The organism is Alistipes sp. CHKCI003 (assembly GCF_900021155.1).
Lineage (GTDB): Bacteria > Bacteroidota > Bacteroidia > Bacteroidales > Rikenellaceae > Alistipes > Alistipes excrementavium.
On sequence record NZ_FCNT01000010.1, the window covers coordinates 1 to 23,426 of the forward strand.

At 63.4% G+C, this 23,426-nt stretch carries 15 protein-coding genes; 8 read left to right on the top strand and 7 right to left on the bottom strand.

Going from position 1 to position 23,426, the window contains the following annotated elements:
* The first annotated feature begins 121 nt into the window (after positions 1–121).
* Together BN3659_RS01090 and nagB are read left to right on the top strand one after the other, a co-directional pair.
* On the top strand, positions 122–2,071 hold the full coding sequence (locus BN3659_RS01090; protein WP_091533874.1) for a 6-phosphogluconolactonase: 1,950 nt from the start codon (positions 122–124) through the stop codon (positions 2,069–2,071).
* Positions 2,072–2,641: 570 nt separating this feature from the next.
* Positions 2,642–3,436, top strand: coding sequence for a glucosamine-6-phosphate deaminase (gene nagB / locus BN3659_RS01095; protein ID WP_091533876.1), 795 nt, complete (start codon positions 2,642–2,644; stop codon positions 3,434–3,436).
* Between the two features lie 918 nt (positions 3,437–4,354).
* Here the strand turns inward: nagB and BN3659_RS13400 are convergent.
* A complete protein-coding gene (locus BN3659_RS13400) occupies positions 4,355–5,380 on the bottom strand; it encodes a DUF4465 domain-containing protein (RefSeq protein ID WP_224757844.1) in 1,026 nt (341 codons plus the stop codon).
* A gap of 286 nt (positions 5,381–5,666) precedes the next feature.
* Between BN3659_RS13400 and fabD the strand changes: the two genes are divergently transcribed.
* The 4 genes from fabD to BN3659_RS01130 all read left to right on the top strand — a co-directional run bounded on the left by fabD (position 5,667) and on the right by BN3659_RS01130 (position 10,241).
* Positions 5,667–6,548 (top strand): ACP S-malonyltransferase, encoded by an 882-nt coding sequence (fabD, locus tag BN3659_RS01110; protein WP_091533879.1) that lies wholly within the window; start codon positions 5,667–5,669, stop codon positions 6,546–6,548.
* A gap of 455 nt (positions 6,549–7,003) precedes the next feature.
* Positions 7,004–8,236, top strand: coding sequence for an ROK family transcriptional regulator (locus BN3659_RS01115; RefSeq protein WP_091533881.1), 1,233 nt, complete (start codon positions 7,004–7,006; stop codon positions 8,234–8,236).
* A complete protein-coding gene (locus BN3659_RS13605; RefSeq protein ID WP_317041642.1) occupies positions 8,191–9,096 on the top strand; it encodes a GNAT family N-acetyltransferase in 906 nt (301 codons plus the stop codon). The genes BN3659_RS01115 and BN3659_RS13605 overlap by 46 nt, the downstream gene beginning before the upstream one ends.
* Before the next feature lie 386 nt (positions 9,097–9,482).
* Entirely contained in the window at positions 9,483–10,241 is a 759-nt protein-coding gene (locus BN3659_RS01130; protein WP_091533884.1) for a glycerophosphodiester phosphodiesterase, read from the top strand.
* A 1,100-nt stretch (positions 10,242–11,341) separates the two neighbouring features.
* Here the strand turns inward: BN3659_RS01130 and BN3659_RS01135 are convergent.
* The 3 genes from BN3659_RS01135 to abc-f all read right to left on the bottom strand — a co-directional run bounded on the left by BN3659_RS01135 (position 11,342) and on the right by abc-f (position 16,354).
* The gene (locus tag BN3659_RS01135) at positions 11,342–11,914 is read right to left on the bottom strand and encodes a M48 family metallopeptidase (RefSeq protein ID WP_091533907.1); all 573 of its coding nucleotides are present in this window, start codon (positions 11,912–11,914) and stop codon (positions 11,342–11,344) included.
* Between the two features lie 971 nt (positions 11,915–12,885).
* Positions 12,886–13,617 carry a 23S rRNA (guanosine(2251)-2'-O)-methyltransferase RlmB gene (rlmB, locus tag BN3659_RS01140; protein ID WP_091533885.1) on the bottom strand — a complete coding sequence of 244 codons (732 nt, stop codon included), beginning with the start codon at positions 13,615–13,617 and terminating at the stop codon, positions 12,886–12,888.
* Positions 13,618–14,326: 709 nt separating this feature from the next.
* Positions 14,327–16,354, bottom strand: coding sequence for a ribosomal protection-like ABC-F family protein (gene abc-f, locus BN3659_RS01150; RefSeq protein WP_091533889.1), 2,028 nt, complete (start codon positions 16,352–16,354; stop codon positions 14,327–14,329).
* Positions 16,355–17,039: 685 nt separating this feature from the next.
* Here abc-f and BN3659_RS01155 point away from each other — a divergent pair.
* Positions 17,040–17,603 (top strand): HD domain-containing protein, encoded by a 564-nt coding sequence (locus BN3659_RS01155; RefSeq protein ID WP_091533890.1) that lies wholly within the window; start codon positions 17,040–17,042, stop codon positions 17,601–17,603.
* A gap of 891 nt (positions 17,604–18,494) precedes the next feature.
* Here BN3659_RS01155 and rpe read toward each other — a convergent pair.
* On the bottom strand, positions 18,495–19,145 hold the full coding sequence (rpe, locus tag BN3659_RS01160; RefSeq protein WP_091533892.1) for a ribulose-phosphate 3-epimerase: 651 nt from the start codon (positions 19,143–19,145) through the stop codon (positions 18,495–18,497).
* A 229-nt stretch (positions 19,146–19,374) separates the two neighbouring features.
* Here rpe and BN3659_RS01165 point away from each other — a divergent pair, with 229 nt between their 5' ends.
* Positions 19,375–20,811 (top strand): DNA recombination protein RmuC, encoded by a 1,437-nt coding sequence (locus BN3659_RS01165; RefSeq protein ID WP_091533893.1) that lies wholly within the window; start codon positions 19,375–19,377, stop codon positions 20,809–20,811.
* A 740-nt stretch (positions 20,812–21,551) separates the two neighbouring features.
* On the opposite strand, the gene BN3659_RS01175 is transcribed toward BN3659_RS01165, so the two are convergent.
* Both BN3659_RS01175 and BN3659_RS01180 read right to left on the bottom strand, forming a co-directional pair.
* The gene (locus BN3659_RS01175; protein ID WP_091533896.1) at positions 21,552–22,487 is read right to left on the bottom strand and encodes a DUF4886 domain-containing protein; all 936 of its coding nucleotides are present in this window, start codon (positions 22,485–22,487) and stop codon (positions 21,552–21,554) included.
* On the bottom strand, positions 22,484–23,314 hold the full coding sequence (locus BN3659_RS01180; RefSeq protein ID WP_091533898.1) for an alpha/beta hydrolase: 831 nt from the start codon (positions 23,312–23,314) through the stop codon (positions 22,484–22,486). The genes BN3659_RS01175 and BN3659_RS01180 overlap by 4 nt, the downstream gene beginning before the upstream one ends.
* Between the last annotated feature and the right edge of the window lie 112 nt (positions 23,315–23,426).

Below are 23,426 nucleotides of genomic sequence, written 5' to 3' on the forward strand. Positions count from 1 at the left end.
GGAAGGGAAATTGTGCAGGAATACCGAAAAAACGACGGTTTCGGGATGCCGAGCGCACCCGGAATCCGCTCTCCGGAATTGCGAGAAGAGGCAAACAACGTCCACGAAAAAACAAACGACCATGAACAACAAGTATTCACTTCCCAAAGACGGCGGTCTGTCCGCAGCGCCGGCGCCGCGCGACATCATCCACCGCTGCGAAAAAATCCGCACGCTGGTCTATGAAAACGAATATCGGGGTGTGCAATACGTCGCGGACCTGATCGTGAAGGCGATCCGCAATTACGACGAATCCCACTGCTCGAACCGGATCTACGAAGAGGCGCAGCCTTTCGTGCTCGGCCTCACGACCGGCCGCACGCCGCTGGGGCTCTACCGCGAACTGGTTGCCCGCTACAAGGCCGGATCGGTGAGTTTCGCCAACGTAGCCGTCTACAGCCTCGACGAGTTCTACCCGATCCGGTCGACCGAACAGCAGAGCCGCAACTTCCGCATCCACGAGGATTTCCTCAACCACATCGACATCCTCGCGGAGAACATCCACATCCCCGACGGCACGGTCCCCGAGGAGCGCATCTCGGAATACTGCGCCTCCTACGACCACGCCGCGCACGACATCGACCTGATGATTATCGGCATGGGCGAGCAGGGGCAGATCGGATTCAACGAACCCGGCTCATACGCCAAGTCGCGCACGCGGCTCGTGCAGCTCTCGCACCACTCGCGTCAGATCCAGTCGGAAGCCTTTTTCGGATTGGAAAACACGCCGAAGATGGCCATCACGATGGGGCTCGAAACCGTCATGCGGGCCCGCAAGATCGTTCTCATGGCATGGGGCGAGGAGAAAGCCGACGTCGTGCAGAAAGTGGTCGAGGGCACGGTTACGGATCAGGTGCCCGCCTCCCATCTGCAGGAACACCCCGACATCGAGGTGGTGATCGACGAGAACGCCGCAGGCCGGCTCACGCGCGAACAGACGCCGTGGCTGGTCGGACCGTGCGAGTGGACGCCGAAGTTCACGCGCAAGGCCGTCGTCTGGCTGTGCGGCGCGGTCGGCAAACCGATACTCAAACTCACCTACAAGGATTATCTCGAAAATTCGCTGGGCGGACTGCTCGAACAGGGACGCCCCTACGACCGGATCAACATCGACGTCTTCAACGATCTGCAACACACCATCACGGGATGGCCCGGCGGCAAGCCCGGCGCCGACGACTCGACGCGGCCGGTCGCCTCGGCGCCCTACCCCAAACGTGTGGTGATCTTCTCGCCGCATCCGGACGACGACGTGATCTCGATGGGCGGTACGTTCATCCGTCTGGTGCAGCAGGGCCACGACGTGCATGTGGCCTATCAGACTTCGGGCGACGTGGCCGTGCACGACGACGTGGTGCTGCAAAACATCGACACGGCCCGCGAAATGGGATTCGCCGATCAGGTTTCGGCCGTCGAACGGCTCATCGCGGGCAAAAAGAAGGGCGAACCCGAACCGCCCGGACTGCTCGGACTGAAAGCCGCGATCCGGCGGGCCGAAGCGCGCGCCGCGGTCCGTTCGTTCGGCCTCGATCCCGACACGAAAGCCCACTTCCTCAACCTGCCCTTTTACGAGACGGGCGGCATCAAGAAGGGACAGCTCACCGAACGCGACATCGACCCCATCGTCCGGCTGCTGCGCGAGATACGGCCCCATCAGATCTACGCCGCCGGCGACCTCTCCGACCCCCACGGCACCCACCGCACCTGCATGGAAGCCGTTCTGGGTGCGATCGACGTGCTTCGGGACGATCCGTGGCTGCGCGACTGCCACATGTGGCTCTACCGCGGCGCATGGCAGGAGTGGGACATCGGCATGGTGGACATGGCCGTGCCGCTCTCGCCGGACGAGCTGATTATGAAACGCCACGCCATCTACCGCCACCTCTCGCAGAAGGACATCGTGCCTTTCCCGGGCAGCGACCACCGCGAGTTCTGGCAGCGGGCCGAGGAGCGCACGCAGCACACCGCCCGGCTCTACGACAAGCTGGGCATGGCCGAATATCAGGCCATCGAGGTCTTCGTCAGGATGTTCTGAAACGGCTCCCGTCGGCCGGGGCTCGCGTCCGCCCGGCAGGATCGGGCCGCCGACTGCGGAGCCCGCCCCCGCCAGACAGCGGCGTGCCGATACGGAGCACCCGACCGGCGCCGGGCCAGACGCCGGGAAAGGCCGCAGCAGAAAGCACGACCGGCGCCGGGCCAGACGCCGGGAAAGGCCGCAGCAGAAAGCACGACCGACGCCGGGCCAGACGCCGGGAAAGACCGCAGCAGAAAGCACGACAGGCGCCGGGCCAGACGCCGGAAAAGACCGCAGCAGAAAGCACGACCGGCACCGGGCCAGACGCCGGAAAAGGCCGCAGCAGAAAGCACGACCGGCGCCGGGCCAGACACCGGGAAAGACCGCAGCAGAAAGCACGACAGGCGCCGGACCAGACGCCGGGAATGGCCGCAGCAGCAAAAAGGCCGCAACGACAGAAACAGACCGCATCGCTACCCGCAGAGCAAGGGTCCGCGGCGCACGACGAACCACACGAACGGAACGGACACCGCGATCCCGAGGTGCCGGGCCGTCGGCAAACGCATTATAAACCGTAAAAACCGAACGCTTATGAGACTGATTATCGCAAACACGCCGGCACAAGTCGCACAATGGTCGGCACGCTACATCGTCGAACAGATCGAACTCAAGCAGAAGTACACCACGTCGCCCTTCGTACTGGGACTTCCCGCGGGGTCGACGCCGCTCGAAACCTACAAGGAGCTGATCCGACTCCACGAGGCGGGCAAGGTCTCCTTCGCCAACGTCATCACGTTCAATATGGACGAATATGCGGGTTTGCCCAAGGACCATCCGCAGAGTTATCGCTCGTTCATGTGGAACAATTTCTTCAGCCGTGTGGACGTGAAGCCCGAAAACGTCCATCTACTCGACGGCATGGCCGCGGACCCCGCGAAGGAGTGCGCCGACTACGAAGCGCTGATCGCCGATGCAGGCGGGATCGACCTCTTTCTGGGCGGCGTCGGCGAGGACGGGCACATCGCCTTCAACGAACCCTTCTCGTCGCTCGCGTCCCGCACCCGCGTCAAGACCCTCACGCACGAGACGATCGCCGCCAACGCGCGTTTCTTCGGCGGCGACGAGTCGCTGGTGCCCCGCACGGCGCTCACTGTCGGAGTCGGCACGGTTCTCTCGGCCCGCAAGGTGCTGATACTCGCCACGGGCCGCCGCAAGGCACGGGCCGTCCGCCACGCCGTCGAAGGCTCCTACAACCACAAGTGGACCATCTCGGCGCTTCAGACCCATCCCAGCGGAATCATCGTCTGCGACGATGCCGCTGCCGAGGAGCTGCGTGTGGGGACCTATCGCTACTTCAAGCAGATCGAGAAAGGGAACCTGCTCTGATCCGCCGAAAGAACGGAACTCCCGCCTCCACCCCGCCCGCAGCCCGGAACCGGCGTCCACGGAACGCATCCGCTCCGGACCGCAGGACGGAAGAGTTTCGGCGGCGAAACGGCCGACGGACCGTGAAATCCCTGTGCACGATCGGCTGAGGTTTCGCATTTCGGAGGTCCGGCCCGCCTTCCGCCTCACGGGCGGAACGGGATTCCGGAAGACGCAGGAGCTCGTAAAGAGAAAGTCCGGCAATATCATAGCCGTAGAGGTCGGATTCGCCGACCTTTACGGCTATTTCGGCTGCCCGGCTGTTTCAATGAAGTCTTCGAATCCGCAACTCGTCGAACGCCGACCGGATGTAAAAACAGGTTGAAAGAGAACCGGAGTTCCCCTTTTGCTCAAATCCACAGCGCACGGATACAAGCCGTCGTCCCGGGATTCCGGCATCGCGTGCAATCGAGCCAGCGCAACAGCCCCGTGCAGACCGAGCCGCCCTACGCGGCAGCGAGATTTCAGAACGAATCGGACCTGACCGCCCGGCCCCACCGGCCGCTCGGCCGTCGCGGATCGTTCGAACGCACTTGCGGACCACAGCTGCAGAACGGGCACCCCACTTCCGGACCGCAGCCGGCCGGCACACACTCGGAGGCACACACTCGGAGGCACACGGACGAAGAGACGCGAACAACGGGACAGAAACACGGACACACGGGCGAGGGCACACGGATGAAGCTCCCGGCGAATTCGGCTTCCACGACCGGGGTTGTCCAATAAGTTTTTCAACACGTTGAGGCTTGCCTGTCCGGGCAAACACCCGAATAAGCGGTACGAATAAAAAAGAGCCGTCTAAGATTCGCCGGACAGTCCCGACCGTCATCGCACGGCGCAGGCGGACAACCTCCCGCTCCGTTCGCACAGACGGGAACGCTATTTCAAGTAGAGCAAATTATCCAGAGCGAAATACAGAGGCGCGTTTACATCCTCGCAGGCGATCCGGAATTCGAGGCCGGTTACCTCGCCCAGCCCCGAAAGATCGACCGTCTGCCACCCTTCGACGATCGTTTCGCCGCCCGCCAGCAGCCACGACACCTCGCCCACCTCTTCCGAGCCGTTCACACCCGTGATGCGGAGCGTATAATCGGGTTTCCGCACCTCGGCTACATCGTCGCGGAAATAGCGGTACACGTAAGTCGTATTGGCAATCCCGACCGATAGAGGGCGAACGGCCGTTTCGAACTTGATGACCGGAATGCCGTAGGGTTCCGCCGTCCATGCGCCGTAATAGCCGACCGCAAACTGCTTCGAGCCCTCAGCGCCGCTACCGGCATAGACGCTCTTGTCGTTGAGGTACCCGGAGGTCTCCATGTCGGTATGGTTCGACACGACAAACCCGTTCCACGTGTCGAACGTATGTCCGCTGTCCGAATAGAAAGTCCACAGATCGGCCTCTCCCTCTCTGTAGAGCGATCCGTAATACCGGTTCGAGCGGATCGGATTTCCCTGCCAATCGGTGTCGTCCTCTTCGACGGCCATCGGCTTGCCCCAGATGAACCCCTCCTCGCCGAGCGCCGCCGACTCGAATCCGACGATCACCGCCTCCTCCGGCCGGGGAATGTCCGACACGGTGATCCGCGACGGCTCCGAATCCGGATATGCGGAAGGATCGTCCGACACGGCATATACGGTTACCACGCACGATGCCGCCCCCAGCGGATCGATCGTCGCTTCGCACGAAAGCGTCGTATTTTCGGCACGTCGATCCACGCTGTAACGGTATGCGTCCGCATGTTCCACGGGCCTCCAGCAGACCCGCACTTCCCGGGGACCGATGATTTCATACTCCAGTTCGGGCGCGGCGAGCTGCACCGCGGGATTCTCCGTCCCGTCGTCGCTGCACGCCGTCCATGCGACGGCCGCGCACAGGAGGAATGCCCCCAAAAACCAGTTTTTCATATATGTAAGATTCGGTTATGCGTTTTCTTCCGATCGCGCGAGAAAGCGGTCTCCGCGTGCGTATCGAATTGAGGAGTGCAAATATACGCAATAAATTCGGATCTTCGGTGCCGGCCGGATGCTCCGGCTCCGACAAATCGAATAAAATTCGTTTTTGCATCCGGCTTTTCGTATCTTCGACTGCGTCTCAGTTACTCCCGCCCGGCGAAATGCAAATAAATTTGCTTTTGCACCCGACTTATTCGTATCTTTGCCCCGTTAACCTCTAATAACAAATCAGGATACGATGAAACACGCATACGTATTCCCGGGTCAGGGAGCCCAGTCGGTCGGCATGGGCAAAGACCTCTACGACAACGTTCCCGAGGCGAAAGCCCTCTTCGAGCAGGCGAACGAAATCCTCGGATTCCGTATCACCGACATCATGTTCTCCGGTACGGACGAAGAACTCAAGCAGACCAAAGTTACCCAACCCGCCGTCTTCCTGCACTCGGTGATTCTGGCCAAGGCGCTGGGCGTGAAGCCCGATGCAGCGGCCGGCCACTCGCTCGGCGAATTCTCCGCGCTGGTCGCTGCGGGCGCACTCCCGTTCGAAGACGGACTGCGCCTCGTGTCGAAACGTGCGCTGGCCATGCAGGCCGCCTGCGAAGAGCAGCCCGGCACGATGGCCGCCGTGCTCGGCCTGCCCGACGAGAAGGTCGAGGAGCTCTGCGCTGCGACCGAAGGGGTGGTCGTCGCCGCGAACTACAACTGCCCGGGACAGCTCGTGATCTCCGGCGCCGCGGAGGCCGTGGATGCGGCCTGCGCCAAAGCCAAGGAGGCCGGGGCCAAGCGCGCGCTGCGTCTGCCCGTGGGAGGTGCGTTCCACTCGCCGCTGATGGAGCCCGCGAAGGTCGAACTGGCGAAAGCCATCGCCGAAGCACCGTTCCGCACGCCCGTCTGCCCCATCTACCAGAATGTCGATGCCAAGCCCCATACCGATCCCGAGCAGATCAAGGCCAACCTCATCGCACAGCTCACGGCCCCCGTGCGCTGGACCTACATCGTGAAGAACATGCTGGCCGACTCCGTCGACGCCTTCACCGAACTCGGCCCCGGCACGGTGTTGCAGGGCCTCATCCGGAAGGTGAACCCCGACGTCGCGGTCGAATCCAAAGCGACGCTCTAAACGCGGCGGACCGTTTCCGCTTTCCGGCAAGTACCGGCCGACAGCCGAGAAGACGATCCGTGAGACTGTCTGACAAATCCGATTTCAACGATTTCACCCCTGCCAGAATTTATTCTGACAGGGATGATCTCCGATCTTCGGGACTTGTCAGACAGTCCTTTTTCGTTCATCGCTTCGCCCGCTCACAGGCGGCGGAGGGAGCGCTCTTTTGCGGCCGCACGACCTCCGTTCCGACGGCCGTTTCATCCTCCTGCCGGATTCCCGTTCGCCGCACCCCTGTACGGCACTTCCAGTCGCGGCAAAACAAAGTTCGTTCCAAAAGGTTGATCCACTATTCGTTATCCGATCGTAAATATTTTTTATTAAAAAATTCTTAAATTTTATTAAAAATCATTGCGGATTATCGCGTTCGCTTATTATCTTTGCATCGGATTAGTTAAAAATAGGGCAACACCATGACATCGCTGACCGAATTTTTCAACAAACACGAAAACGAAGTCGCCCTGAAGGGGATTTCGCACAAAAACAGCCTTATCAAACGAAACATCATCGCCTACATGGCGGTCAACGGCGAGTGCACGCTCTCCGAACTGACGAAGGAGCTGCATATCAGCGTCCCGACCATCACCAAACTCGTACAGGAACTCGTCGACGAGAACATCGTAACGGATCAGGGCAAGGTCGAAACTCCGGGCGGACGCCGCCCCAACGTCTTCGGCTTGGCCAATTCGGCGATCTACTTCGCAGGCGTGAACGTCGGCCGCGACAACATGACCTTTCTCATCACGGACCTGCAGAACAAAATCATCACCGAAAAAGCCGACAACTCGTTCGAACTGACCGACCGTCCGCAGTGTCTCGAAAAGATCTGTTCGAACATCGAGGACTTCATCGACAACTGCGGCGTCGACCGCAGCAAGCTGCTCGGTCTGGGCGTGGGCATGACGGGCCGCGTGAACCCCGAGACGGGCCGCAGCTACAAATACTTCACCTCCAGCGAGCAGCCTTTGCGCGAAATTCTGGAACAGAAGACCGGGCTCCGCGTCCTGCTGGAGAACGACACCCGCGCACGCTGCTATGCGGAGTACACCTGCGGCAAATCGAAGGAGGAGCACAACGTGATCTACCTCCACCTCGGCCGCGGCGTGGCGATCGGCATCGTCGTGGACGGCAAGCTGTTCTACGGCAAGAGCGGCTTCGCGGGCGAATTCGGCCACATCCCCTTCTTCGACAACGAGATCATCTGTTCGTGCGGCAAGAAGGGCTGCCTCGAAACCGAAGTCTCGGGCATCGCCATCGAAGAGAAGATGTGCCGGAAGATCGAACAGGGCGTCAATACGATCCTGCGCGAGCGGTACGACCGCGAAAAAAGCATCCACATCGACGACATCATCGCAGCGGCCAAGAACGACGACAACCTTTCGATCGAACTGATCGAGGAGGCGGGCGAGAAGGTAGGCAAGGCCGTGGCCTTTCTGATCAACACGTTCAACCCCGAGACGGTGATCGTGGGCGGCAATCTCGCCGCGGCGGGCGACTATCTGATGCTGCCGCTCAAGTCCGCGACCAACAAATTCTCGCTCAACCTCGTCTATAAGGACACGAAGTTCCGCGTCTCGAAGATGAGCGAAAACGCCAACGCATGGGGCGTGGCGATGCTCATCCGCAACAAGATCATCGGTATCTGATGAACCTCGAAGGGCGCATCTGCCGGCTGCGGGCCGTCGAACCGTGCGACATCGACGCGATGTACGCTTGGGAAAACGACACGGAGGTATGGGGCGTCAGCGGCACGACCGCCCCCTACTCGCGCGAACAGCTGGAACGGTTCGTCGAACGGCAGCGCTTCGACATCTGGCAGACCCGTCAGATGCGGCTGATGATCGAGCCCTTGCCCGGCGGCCGCGATACGCTCCGCAGCGGTCCGGACAGTCCGGCCGGAACCGGGACGCCCGGCGGGAGCGTCTCTGCGGCCCGGATCGCGGGAATCGGGGCCTGCGGCAGCATCGCATCCGAATCGCCATGCCATGCAACGAACGGCATCCGGCCGGACGAAGGCGACGGAATCGGAGCGAGACGGACGCTCGCGGAGCCGTCGACAGCGGCCCGGACCGCAGAGGAACGGAGGCATGCGAATCGGGACCGGGCGCCGATTCCCACGGGAGCCTCCACGCTCGCCGGGGAGCTACGGGCCCTCGCCGGCGGCTCCGTGGAACAGGCCGCCGGCCTGCCCCCCGTCGGAGCGCTCGATCTGTTCGAGTTCGATCCGCAGCACCGCCGTGCGGGCATCGGCATCCTGATCCACGATCCGGCACACCGCGGCAAAGGCTTTGCGGCGGATGCGCTGGATGTCGTATGCCGCTATGCCCGCACGGTCCTCGGCCTGCACCAGTTGTGGTGCAACGTAGGTGCGGACAACACGGCCAGCCTCGCCCTTTTCCGCCGCGCGGGTTTCGCCGAGACGGGCCGCAAGCGCGAATGGCAGTGGACGCCCGACGGATTCCGCGACGAAATCATGATGCAAAAGATTCTCTCGGACGAAGGCTGACCGCACCCTCCGGACCGACACCCTCCGACCGGCCCCGCCCGGACCTCCTCGTCGGCCGAATCGGGCAGTTCACGATCCGGTCCGTTTCGCACTTACCACGGCACCCGGATTCCCTGAGCCTTCGCGGGGAGGGGCGAAGCGGGAACCCGCTCCGTTCCTGTGCGGGCGGCGGACGACTGTTTCCGACGGCAAGGCGCCGAAGGTCGAACCGCCCCAAGCCGCGACGATGCGTCCGGCGTCTGCGACGAAGCGCAGCGAGCCGCACGGGGCGCGGCGGATCACACGGTTCATTTCCATATTGCGTCGGAGATGCCGGCGCGAAAGATTTTTTGCAAACCGGCATCAAAAGCCCTAACTTTGCCGCAAAAGCTCAAACCCTCGCTACCATGAAAAAACCGCTGCTTCTGCTTCTGCTCGCCGGAGCCATATCCGCGGCATCCGCACAACCCCGCATCATCGCCCACCGCGGCCACTGGCGCACGGCAGGTTCGGCACAGAACTCGCTCGCATCGTTCGTCAAGGCGGACTCGCTCGGCGTCTACGGCTCGGAGATGGACGTCTGGCTCACGGCCGACGGGAAGCTCATCGTCAACCACGACCGCATATACCGCGGCATCGACATGGAACGTTCCACCGCCCGCACGATCCGCAGCATCGTCCTGCCCAACGGCGAACGCATCCCCACGCTCGACGAATACCTCCGGACCGTCCGGGCGCACCCCGGCACACGGCTGGTGCTCGAACTCAAATCGCTCGCCGACCCGAAGCGCGAAGACGAAGCCGCGGCGAAGATCGTACGGAAAATCCGCAGATACGGCCTCGAAGAGCGCACCGACTACATCGCCTTCTCGATCAACGCCTGCCTCGCCTTCCGCAAGGAGGCTCCCGAAGCACGGGTCTGGTACCTCGAAGGCGACCTCGCACCCCACCGCATCGCACCGCTCGGATTCGCGGGCATCGACTACTCGCAGGAGATCCTGCACGCCCATCCCGAATGGGTGGACGAGGCCCATGCACAGGGGCTCGAAGTGAATGTCTGGACCGTGGACACGGAAGAGGAGATGCGCTATTTCATAGCACAGGGCGTAGACTTCATCACCACCAACGAACCGGAGCTTCTCCGGCGGATTCTCGCAGAAGAATAGGCGGCCTGCGATTTTCGAGCTGCGAAGCCCTGCCGTCCGTTCCGACCGGGCGGTAAAGAGAATTTCGCCGTTTTCGGGCCTTGCGGCCTGCAATCGACCCCTCACCGCCGCAACCAACGCCTCTTCGCACGTCTGACGTTTTTCGAATCGCGGGCCTCTGAACCGCACGGCCCGAAAGGACCCGTAAACGCCAAAACCGGCACTCCTCAAGCATCCGCCGATTTTCGGAGCGCCGCTCTTCGGGCCGTGCTGCCGCAGCCTCCGGCGGCGGAAGCCGCCCTCCCGGACCGTGCTCCGCAGGCTGCGTCCGCAGCAGGAACCGACACGAAAAAACGGCTCGTACGGGCCGTCGCCTCTCTTTCTTCGATACGATCGGACAGACCTCGGCTCTGCGCCCGGCCCGGCGAAAAACAGCTTCTTCTTCCGAGGATATATTCCGCATCGGACCTCCCCGAAGGCAAACCTGCATTGCACACGGGGCGGCGGAAACGGCCCCCCTCAGCCGTTCTCGTCTCGGCAGAACCCGAACCGGTCTTCGCCTCTGCACCCGGCCCGGCGAAAAACAGCTTCTTCTTTCGAGGATATATTCCGCATCGGACCTCCCCGAAGGCAAACCTGCACTGCACACGGGGCGGCGGTAACGGCATGCCCCCTCGGCCGTTCTCCGTCTCGGCAGAACCCGAACCGGTCTTCGCCTCTGCACCCGGCCCGGCGAAAAAACAGCTTCTTCTTTCGAGGATATATTCCGCATCAGACCTCCGAAGGCGAACCTGCATTGCACACGGGGCGGCGGAAACGGCAAGCCCCCCTCGGCCGTTCTCCGTCTCGGCAGAACCCGAACCGGTCTTCGCCTCTGCACCCGGCCCGGTAAAACGGGGTGCTTGCGACTTCCGAAATAGGGAAAAGTCGTCCGGGCGTCTCCGCCCGGGCATCCGCGCCCGGCCCAAAGCGGCAAGAAAACCGAAAACGGATTGAGGCGCGAAAAAACCTTACCGACCGCACCGCGGCCGCCCGAAGAGGCCGGACTGATCGGACTGATCGGACTGATCGGACAGGCCGCATAAACCGGGCGGACTCCAGACGGCCGCCGCCCCGGCATCTCACCGCCGGATGACGTAGCTTTTCAGCTCCCTGTCGAGCGCGCGTTCCTGTCCGCCCAGACAACGGTCGACCAGCGCGTGAAAACGGGGCGAATGGTCGTGATGGACCGTGTGGCAAAGTTCGTGGACGATCACATAGTCGCGCAGACGTTCCGGCAGCGCCATCAGGTAAAGACTGAGCGACAGATCGTTGCGAAAAGAGCAAGAACCCCATTTCGTGCGCGAGGCGCGGATCGTGATCCGGCCGTAGGAAAACCCGAACATGCGGGCGATGCGTTCAACACGAGGCGGCAAATCGACACGGGCCGCACGCCGCAACTCTTCGATGCGTTCGCGCTCCGCCTCGGGCGGAAGCGGCGGCACGGCCGCCTGTCGCGCCGCAACACGCTGCCGTGCGGAGGCGATCCATGCGACCTTCGTCTCGGCAAAAGCCAGCGCCCGGGCCCGCGACACGCCGCACGGCACCGTCAGGCGCACGAGCCCCGTGGGGCGCACCGTGAGCGTGATCCGCCGGGCCCGCCGCGAACGGACGAGGGAGATCTCTCCCACCCCGTCGATCCACACGTTTCCCATATCTTCGTTTCCCTTCAGCATACCACTGCAACAGTCCGATCGAAACATCGCCGAAGCCCCTCCTATCGTCGGAAGTCCCGGACACGATGCCGTCGGACACAATCCGTATCCTTTCGTTTTCACGATCGAGCGACCGCACCTACTGCATGCCGTCCGAACGCAGCGTCGTCTTCGGATGCGCAATTCTCCCCTTCCCGCCAGCTGTCCGTAGCGAACCCCGTCAGCAATCGCATCGGCCCCGACGAAATCCGGTTCGTCCGCCCCGGATGCGAGGCGCAATGCCCGAGAAAACACGTCCTCCGCCCCTGTCCCGCCGCAGCGGTCGCATCCGGATCGGCACTTCCTAACCGCGTATCCGGGCTGTCCGCCGAACAATTATATATACAGGCAACCCGCCCGGCTTTCCGATCCGAATGCCGTGCAACGGCCGCGCAATCCGACATCTTCCGACGCCCCGTCGAGAGATCCGTCCATGCACGGGTAGGCTCCATCGGCCGCGGACCCGCGCGCCGCATGGCCTCCCGCCGTGCAGTTGCGGCCGCCAGCGCAACGATCGGCCGTTTTTTCGGCACCATTCTTTCCGATCCGAAGGCATGCAGTCGTCCGGAATCTCTTCCATCCTCGCAAATCACTCCGCGAACCGGAGAGATCGCCTCTGTCCCGCCGCAACGGTCGCATCCGCCCGTCGGCATGCGCCCGCAGCATTCGCTGACCTCAGCGACGCACCTCCGGTCCGCCGACCGGCAATGTTACAACAGATTTCAACCGTGCCGCCCATTCGTCGTCCGACAACGGCTGCCGGCATCCGACCTGTCGATCCGCAGAAACTCCGGTCCACAGAAGTGCCTGTTCCGACCGTCTCGTTCATTCATCTGCGACGATCCGCCGGCATCTTCCGTCCGCAGCTGCCGCCCACCTCCGGTGCGCCGCGCTGCCGTCCCGCACGTAAGATCCGCACGGCACCGCCTCCGCTACTGTCCGATACGCTGCCGCACGACCTCGAAGAGCATCACGGCCGCCGCAGCCGAAACATTGAGCGACTCGATATGCCCGATCAGCGGAATGGCCAGCTGTTCGTCGCAGAGCTTGAGCACCTCCTTCGAAATACCCCGATCCTCGGCACCCATCACGAGCACCGTCGGACGCCGGAAATCGGCGTCGTAGAGCAGTTTGCGGCTCTTCTCGGTCGCGGCGACCGCCTGAAATCCCTCCTGCTGCAACTGCCTGAGCGTATTGCGCACCGAGCCCACGCGGCAGACCGGAATCGTCGCCAGCGCTCCGGCCGACGCACGCATCGCCTCGGCGTTCACCGGTGCGGAGTTCTTCAGCGGCGCGATCAACCCGTGGGCTCCGGCGCACTCCGCCGAACGGGCGATGGCCCCGAAGTTGCGGACGTCCGTTACCCCGTCGAACAACACGACGAGCGGCGTCTCGTCCTCCGGCACCCGCTCCAATATGTCGGTCAGCCCGACGTATTCGATCGCCGCGATCTGCGCCACGACCCCCTGATGGTTGCCGCGCGTGAGGCGCTCCAACTTCCCGGCGGGCACCTCCTGCACCCGGATCCCGTGGCGGACGCAGAGGTCGCGCAATTCCTGCATCAGCGGCCCTTCGGCGCCTTTGCGCATGTAGAGTTTCTCGATCTGTTTGCCGGCCTCGATCGCTTCGGCCACGGGACGAATCCCGAAAACAAGATTATCCATTCGTATGTTCCGTAATTTGCATTTCCATCCGTGCCGCAGACCCGCCCCATGCACCCGCCGATCCTGCGGACGATCCGTCCGACCGAAGCATCGGGTCGCACCGTGCGACATTTATCCCGACAGCCGTCGGGCACTGCGCCAGCCCCTCCCTCAGAGACCGGCTGCCGAGCCGTCCGCAGCCGGAAAATCCGCAGCCCGTTCAAGCGAAAGCCGTTTTCCAGCCACGGCTTTTTCCGACTGTCCGACAGCCGTGTCTTCGTCCGCTTTGCCCACGTGCCCGAGCCGGAGCGAAGCCGGCTTCGCTCCGGCAACCGCGCATACCGTGCTCAAAGGCCGTAACACTCCGCACGCGAACAGCCTTCGGAGCCCGCAATCCGCCCCGAGCCGCGCGCAACCTTCGACCGTCGCCGCAAGGCCCCTCCGAAGCGCCCCGGCCGGCACATCGGCCGAAAGATCGCCCCCGCAGACTTCCGCACGTTCCGTGCGGGCTGCGGACCCCGCGGCGAACCCGCTGCGGCCGAAACCCGCATCGTGCGCGCTTTCGGATGCAGCGGCCGCCTGTTCGCACTCCGGACAGCAGGAGAAACCGGACATCCATCGCATCCATTGCATCCATCGCACACGCAGCGCCCCATCCTGCCGCTGCGGACAACCCGCCCGGGCCGACCGCAGACGCCGGCTCACGCCGACGGCGCACCCTCCGCTCCGCTCAGTCGCCCTCGACCAACTCCAGCTCGTAGGAGGCCATCTCCCACTCGTGCATCTGCCGGTCGTAGCTGCTCTTCAATTCGTTATATGCCTTGTAGTCGGCCTCGTCGTAGGCCGTCGCGGCAGCGAACTTCGCATCGTACTCCGCGATCCGCCGTTCGGTCTCGGCCAGCCCGGCCTCGATGGCCTCGACCGCTTTGCGCAGTTTGCGCACCAGCTTCTCCTGCTCCTTCTTCTGCTCGTAGGAGAGCCGCCCCGCAGCCGCCTCGGAAGCCGGGCCTCCCGCAGACGCAACACCGCTCTCCCGCCCCGCTCCGGCGGCCGGTGCGGAACCTTGCACCGCCTCTCTCGCCGCGCCGGAAGCCGTCCTGCCGCCTTTCGCCGCGGGGGCCGATTTGCGTTCGACCTCCCGTAGCGACTCGATCTTGCGCTTTTCGAGGAAATAGTAGATGCCGCCCAGATACTCCCTCACCCCGCCGTCGCGGAACTCGTAGACCTTCTGAACGATGCCGTCGAGGAACTCGCGGTCGTGCGAGACCACGACCACCGTGCCGTCGTACTTCCGGATCGCGTTTTTCAGGATGTCCTTCGAGCGCATGTCCATGTGGTTCGTCGGCTCGTCGAGCACCAGCAGATTGTGGGGTTCGAGCATCAGCGATGCCAGCGCCAGCCGCGAGCGTTCGCCGCCCGAGAGCACCTTCACCTTCTTGTCGATCTCCTCGCCGCGGAACAGGAACGCACCGAGGATGTCCCGCAGCCGCGTGCGGACGTCGCCCACCGCCACGCGGTCGAGCGTTTCGTAGACGGTCCGTTCGCCGTTCATCAGATCCTCCTGATTCTGGGCATAGTAGCCGATATTGACATTGGCCCCGATGCGGATCGAACCTTCGGTGGGCGCGAGCAGTCCGACGATCATCTTCGCCAGCGTGGTCTTGCCCTCGCCGTTGCGGCCCACGAGCGCGATCTTGTCGCCCTTGCCGATCACGAAGTCGGCGCCGCTGAAGACGTGCTTTGCCCCGAACGACATGCCCGCCTCGCGGATCTCGGCCACGATCTGCCCCGAACGGGGCGCGGGCGGGAACTTGATGTTGAGCGCGGCCGAATCCTCCTCCTCGACCTCGATGCGGTCGATCTTTTCGAGCTGCTTGATGCGCGACTGCACCTGATTGGACTTGGTGGGCTTGTAGCGGAACTTCTCGATGAACTCCTCCGTCTTCTCGATCATCCGCTGCTGGTTCTCGTAGGCGGCCATCTGCTGCGCGCGCCGCTCGGCCCTGAGAACCACGTATTTCGAATAGGGCACCTTGTAGTCGTATATCCTGCCGAGCGAAAGCTCCACGGTGCGCGTCGTTACGTTGTCCAGAAACGCGCGGTCGTGCGAGATGAGCAGCACGGCTCCGTTATAATTCCTCAGATACTCTTCGAGCCACTGGATCGACTCGATGTCGAGGTGGTTCGTCGGCTCGTCGAGCAGGAAGATCGAGGGACGGCGCAGCAGCAGCTTCGCCAGCTCGATGCGCATGCGCCAGCCGCCCGAGAACTCGCTCGTGGCGCGGCCGAAGTCCTCGCGGCGGAAACCCAGCCCGAGGAGCGTCTTCTCGATGTCGGCGTCGCGCGTCTCGCCGCCGAGGATGTGGTAGCGATCCTGCGCCTCCGTCAGCCGGTGCAAGAGCTGCTCATAGGCGGCGCTCTCGTAATCGGTGCGCTCGGCGATTTCGTGCGTGATGCGCCCGATCTCGGCTTCGAGCCGCAGTACTTCGTCGAATGCCTTGGCCGTCTCCTCGGCCAGCGTCGTGGTGTCGGCCACCTTCATCTGCTGGGGCAGATAGCCGATCGTACACTCGCCGTTGATCGTAACGGCTCCCGACGTGGGCTGCTGCTGACCCACGATCAGACGCAGAAGCGTCGTCTTGCCGGCCCCGTTCCGGCCCACCAGACCGATGCGGTCCTTGGGGTTGATCAGAAACGAGATATTGTCGAAGAGGGTCCAGCCCCCGTAGCTTACCGTAAGGTTGTCGAGTGAAATCATAGCGTAAAACGATAACGTGCGGACGCACCCTGCGTCGCGTACATACCGCCGCAAAGGTAACGATTTAATCCGACAATCGGGACCGCCGCGGCGATTTAGATCGGCCGTCCGGCCGATTTCGCACCTCCGCACCGCCCGTTCCGGACCTGCGCCGCCCCGCTCCGGCACGGAACACGAAGTCCGGGACACGGAGCCCGGGACCCGACAGCCGAGGTCCGGGACCCGACGCACTTACCCGGACTTCGGGCCTGCACCGTCCGTCGCCGCCCGTCTCCGGACAGCCTGCCGCAGGCGTCGCCCGAACGTCCGGCTGCGGCCGGCACGTCCCGTCCGCAGCGGAACGTGCGCCGCAATCCGTTTCCCCGGGAAGCGGGAGCCGCCGATTCGTCCGGTCGAACCGCCGCCGCTCCGCAGCGCAGCGGACCGCACCCGCCGATCGTGCCGGCTCTGCCGACGGCAACGAACGGCATGCATCCGCAACAAGCCCGTTTCCGCCGTCGCGCGGGAGCAGCCCGCTCGGAGGAGCTGTCTAACAAGTCTGATTTCAACGATTTCACCCCTGCCGGAATGAATTCCGACAGGAGTGATTTCCGATTTTCGGGGCTTGTTAAACAGCCCCCTCCCGAACCGATTTGTCCGTCTACCCGACTTGCACTATCTTTGCCTACTGCAAATCGAACGACCGATGGAAGAGAAACTGAAACGATACATACGCTTTATCGAAGAGACCGAACGGCTCAAATCGGTGGTGCGCAGCGCCCGCACCTCGACCGGACGCCGCGAAAGCACGGCCGAGCACAGCTGGCGGCTGGCGCTGCTGGCTCTCGTCCTGCGGGACGAATACCCCGCGCTCGATGCCGGGCGAGTGCTGGACATGTGTCTGGTCCACGACCTCGGCGAAGCCTACGACGGCGATCTGCCGGCCGTCGAACGGCCCGATCCCGCACTCAAGGCATCGACGGAACGCCGGGCTCTGATTCGCCTCGCGTCCCTGCTGCCCGAACAGGCCGCACGGCGAATCGCCGCTCTGTGGGAGGAGTACGAAACCGGCCTCACGCCGGAGGCCCGATTCGTCAAAGCGCTCGACAAGGCCGAAACCATTCTCCAGCATAATCAGGGCGCCAATCCCGCCGATTTCGACTACGCCTTCAACCTCGGCTACGGCGCCGCATGGTTCGCGGACGATCCGCTGCTGCGCACGCTGCGCCGCCTGCTCGACGCAGAGACCGCCCGGCATATCGAACGCTGACACCCGCGATACGTCGTACACCGCCGACGCTCCGATACCGCGGAGCATCGCCTGTTTTCGCGGTTCCGGTCCGCACTCCGCCGAATCGGCCGGCCCCGACGGGCCGCAACCCGAGAAACGTCCAAGAGACGCATCGGTCGAGCCCCGTCCGAATCGATCCGGCAATTGCCGAGACGGCCCCCGCAGGAGAAGGGAGCTCCGTTGCGTCGGGCCGAGGACGGTTCCGGACATTGTGCGGATCGTGCCGGCGTAAGAAACGGACCGAAAAAAATACCAGCCGTTTCGTCGGGCCAAGCGCAGAGGCGGACGGAACTACGGGCTCCGACGAAGCGTGAGAACACCCCCGATAAGGAAACGATTTCCGGCAGCGGAAACGGCACGCAACCGAAATGCAAGCCCTCCCGCGGGACGGCGGCGAACCTCCGTCATCGCCTTTCGATGTTGCGAACCCGACAAGAATCATCCGTCCGAAAGCATGTCCCGCTCCCGCCGAACCTTCGGACGCAAGCATGAGGAAGAGGAAAACGCAACGGACCGCATCGCCCCGGAAAAGCCTCCCGGAACGACCGTGAAATTTAAGAAAAGGAAAAAACGAAATCCCCGTCAGCTACAAGACGGAGAACCATCGCGATCCGCCCCGGCGGATACCGAGACCTCGCAACCGGAAAAAAGAGACCGCACCCACGATGCCCGATCCGCGACGCCGACGATCCCGGCCCACGCCCCTCACGGAACAATCCTACACCCTCGCAGAGGCGGCATGCGCACAAAACCGCGATCCGCGGAATCCGACCGCTCCCGAAAGAGACGGCGGACGATCCGCCTTCGTCCCAGACACCGGGCATCCCGCCGCCCTTCTCTCCGGCACCTCAACTCCAGCCTCCCGGCACCTCAGACCCCGAGGATCTTCTCGATCTCGGCCGACGGATTCTCCACGCCGAACACGGCGCTGCCCGCCACGAGCGCATCGGCCCCCGCCTCGTAGACGGCGCGGGCATTGGCCGCCGAGATGCCGCCGTCGACCTCGATGAGCGTCGCGGCCCCCTGCTCGTCGATCATGGCGCGCAAACGGGCGATCTTCTCCATCGACTCGGGGATGAACGACTGTCCGCCGAATCCCGGCTCGACGCTCATCACCAGCACGAGGTCGAGCATCGGGATCAGGTCGCGCAATACGTCGGCCGAGGTGGCCGGCTTGATCGAAACTCCCGCTTTCGCACCGGCCCTGCGGATCGTGTCGATGCACCCTTTCGGGTTGTAGGTCGCTTCGTAATGGAAAGTTACTATATCGGCCCCCGCCTCCACGAAACGCTCGACGTACTTCTCGGGTTCGACGATCATCAGATGGACGTCGAGACACTTGCGGGTGGCTTTGCGGATGGGTTTCATCACCGGAAACCCGAACGAAATATTCGGGACGAAGACCCCGTCCATCACGTCGACATGCACCCACTGGGCGGCGCTTCTGTCGATCATGCGGGTGTCGCGTTCGAGATGACCGAAGTCGGCCGAAAGCATCGAGGGAGCCAATATACGCTGCATAAGATCTGAACTTTTCTACAAATATACGAAACCGGCGGCAATTACGCAATGCCGTGCGGGAAATTATCCGGTCTTCGGCTGCGTCATTGGATACTCCCGCTCGGCAAAATCAAATAAATTTGCTTTTGCTCTCGACTTATTCGTATCTTTGACTGTGTCTTAGATACTCCCGCTCGGCAAAATCAAATAAATTTGCTTTTGCTCTCGACTTATTCGTATCTTTGTCCGTATGAATACGGGAATCGTCATTGCAATCATCGTGCTGCTTCTGCTGGCGGGAGTGCTGGCATCGGAAGTGCGGCGCCAGCGACGCGCCAAAGAGCGCTCGGAGACGGAAAAAGCCGCAGCGCAAGCGGCTTTCCGCGCAGCCGAGGAGCGCCGGGCCGAGGAGCTGCGCCTCGCCGCCGAACAGCGTGCGGCCGCGGAGACGGAGGCGGCCGGACTGCGCGTGCGGCTCGCCGCGCTTCAGAGCGAGGCACAAAGGCTGGGCGAACAACGCGCCGAGGCACAGGCAGCGGCCGCTGCGGCCGCTGCACGGCTCGCCGCGGCCGAGGAGCGCATGACGGCCGAAAAGGCCGAACGCGAGAAAGCCGAAGAGCTGCTGCGCACGCAGTTCCGCAATTTGGCGAACGACATTCTGGGCGAGCAGTCGCGCCGATTCTGCGAGACGAACAAAGCATCGCTCGACCTGCTGCTCAAACCTTTCAAGGACAACATCTCGGAGTTCCGCGAACGTGTGGAGACGATCTACGCCGCCGAAAACGAACAGCGGGGAGCGCTCAAGAACGAACTCCGCAACCTCATGGAGCTCAACCGCCGCATCACGTCCGAGACCGCCAACCTCACCGACGCGCTGAAAGGCAACACGAAGGTGCAGGGCGATTGGGGCGAGATGATCCTCGAAACGATCCTCTGCAATTCGAACCTCGTCAAAGGGGTACACTACGACACGCAGCACAACCTCAAAGACGCGGAAGGCAACAACCTGCGGCCCGACGTGGTGCTCCGCCTGCCCGAGAAGAAACGGATCGTGATCGACTCGAAGGTGTCGCTCACGGCCTTCGTCGGCTATGTGGGCGCCGAGACCGAAGCCGAGCGGCGGCAATACCTCGCCGCGCACGTGGCCTCGGTCCGCCAGCATGTCGCGGAGCTGGGACGCAAGGAGTACCAACGTCTGCTCGATTCGCCCGACTTCGTCATCATGTTCGTCCCCAACGAACCGGCCTTTCTGGCCGCCCTGCAAGCCGATCCCGCGATCTGGAGCGACGCCTACGACCGCAAAGTGATCGTCTCCTCGCCGACCAACCTTTTCGCGCTGCTCAAACTGGTGGACGACCTCTGGAAACGCAACGCACAGAACAAGAACACGGCCGACATCGTGAACTACGGCACCAAGCTCTACGAACAACTGGTCGCCTTCACCGCTTCGCTCGAAAACGTCGGTCTCTCGCTCGACAAGGCGCGCGACGCCTATGCCGACGCCTACAAACGTCTCTGCACCGGCAACGACAACATCGTCCGCTCGGGCGAACGGCTGCGGCGGCTGGGGCTTCCGACCAAGAAACGCCACTCGGCCCGCACGCTCGACGCCGCCGACCTCCCCGACCTCCCCGACGAGATCGCGGATGCCGCCTCAGCGGGGACTCCGGCCCCCTCCGCCGAATAGCAAATGCACGCCGCGCACGGCCGAGCGTGCGGAAGAAACGATACGGGCCCTGCGCGGGCTCAAGGTCCAAGCCGGCTACGCACGGAGCGGGCACCGATTTCGCATGTCCGAACCGTCCGGATTTTCCGCGGCACGGGCTATGCGACCGCCCTCGCCGGAGCAGGTTCGGACGAGGGCGGTCGCACGCCGGGAAGGCGATCACAGGCATCGGCGCACCGCTATTTCCGGCTTCGGTTTCGGACCGTCCGATTCCGGCAGCCGATGCTCCCGTCCCTTTTTCGAACATTTCGCCTTCGCCCCACAATGTCGTCCTTCCGCGGCAGCCCCTCTGCGGAAGAACGCATCCGACCACGGCTTCACGCACTTTTCGCCGCCGGCGCCGAACCGCCAAACACGAATCGCCCACAGACTGAGAAAATGATGCTTCGGGAAACAGCATGCAATCGCAGCGTGTCCATCCGCTCTCCGATACCGGAGAAGAAGGCAGGGAAACCCGGCCGGACGGAATGCGGCATGCGACGGAACGAGTGCGTCTCTCGACAGGTCGCACCCTGTGCAGCACGGCGGCCCGCAGCATGCTCCAGCGGCCGCAGCAAGCGGAAACCAATGCGGATATTCCGAATTACGGCACTTCCGGCCGGGCGGATCGCCACCGGCACAGCACCTCACTGATACGCTCCTTCGAACCGCCGCACGCCGGATACGACCGGCCGTAGCGGACGCCGCGTACACAAGGGTCGCTACGGCCGAATCGCCCCCGCACCTTCCGTCCCGCCGAACGGATTCCGCACCGCCTCCGCCGCTGCGCTCCAGCATCGCCGAGCGGTCGCTTCGTCCACGGGCGTCGTCTCCGGTCCGCCCTCGGGGATGCGGAATGCGTTGCCCCACACCGACACGCCCAGCGTCGGAGCGATCAACGCTTCGAACCATGCGCAGGCCGCGACGTAACGACCCGCACCCAGATCGAGGTGGTAGCCGTCGCGCGTCATGTCGCGCCGCGTCTCCACCGTCGCCCGCGCCCGCTGCACCGCCGCACCCGCCGGAATCAGCACGTCGATCCCGCGGTTGGCCCGCATGCGTCCGGCCGCCCCGACGATCGCCTCGTACATCCGCCGCCCGTCGCCGCCGTAGGCCGCGAACCCCCAATGATCCGAATCCCCGGCATAGGCCCACGTCATCTGCCACGCCAGACAGAGCGCAGGATTGGCATTATGGCTCAGCACGATGCCGATCAGCCGTTCCAGCCACGGCACATACGTCTCGTAAAGCCCCGAGAAGTGCGACGCCTGTTGCAGCACCACGATGTCCCAGCGCTCGTCTTCGAGCGCATCCGTGAGCGCGGCACGACCGCTCACGGTCTCCCATGCGTTGGCGGTCGATTTATAATAGGTGTAATTCGCCGCATCGTCTTCGTAAAAGCGGCAGTGCTGTTCGAGCGAGCAACCCGGGAAATAGAGTCTCCCGAGCACCACGTTTCCGATGCCCGCGGCACGCAGCAGATCGGGCAGATACATCATGCCGTCGTCCGTGAAGCTGTTGCCCACGCCCAGAATGCGCAGCGTATCGGGGCGCTCGGGCAGCGGACCGTTCGCGCACCGCTCCGCACCCCGCACGCCCGCAGCGGCGGCAAGCGCGAACAGCCCCAGCAGTCCGCAGCGGAACAGGAAACTCCTCATCGTCGTTCGCGTGTTTCGATATACCGGTTCAACAACAGGAAGGCCGGTTCGAGCATTCCGACATGGTCGAAGCCGTCCAGTTCGTAAAACGTGATCCGATCGTGTCCGCACAGCAACAGCATCCGCCGCAAATAGGCCGTCTCCTCATAGCGGCCGAACAGTTCCAGTTCGCGGTCGCCCGAGACGATGAGCATCGGCGGCGCATCCCCGCGCACGTGGTAGAGCGGCGCCAGCGAATCGACGAGCGGCCGGAGCGGGTCGATGCCCTGCGTGCGGCGCTGTTCGAAGTGGGTGATGGCCTGACCGCTGAGCGGTATGACGGCCGCCAGCGCATCGGCATCGCATCCGTAGCGGGCCAGACGCGACCGGTCCAGTCCGATCATGTTCACCAGATAGCCGCCCGCCGAGTGGCCCGCGATGTAGATCTTCGCAGGATCGCCGCCGTAGTCGGCCGCATGGGCGAAGGCCCACGCCACGGCCGCCGCCGCATCGTCGATGATTTCCGGCACCGCAACCTGCGGCGAGAGCCGATATTCGACGCCCATCACCACGCATCCGCTGCGCAGGAGCGTCTGTGGTATCTCGCGCCGTCCGCCCGTCAGGCCGCCGCCGTGGAACCAGACGACGACGGGCACGGGCCGCTCCGCACCGACCGGAACGGCCACATCCACACGGCACATCTTCCTCGCATAGGGATCGTCGGAGGTGCGGTAAGCGATATTCCGCTCGAAACGATAGCCGTCGCAGGCTCCGCCCTCCCGTGCTGCGGTCCCCGACGGCACGATCGCCACGAGAACCGCAAAATAGATCGAAAAAACACTTTTCATATCGGTTCTGTTCCTGTCTTCCTGCTTTCCTGCTTATCCGCAACCAGCGTCCTCTTTCCGTCCATCCGCCTTTCGGTCTGCGGCCCGTACCGCACGACCCGCTCCCGAAGCC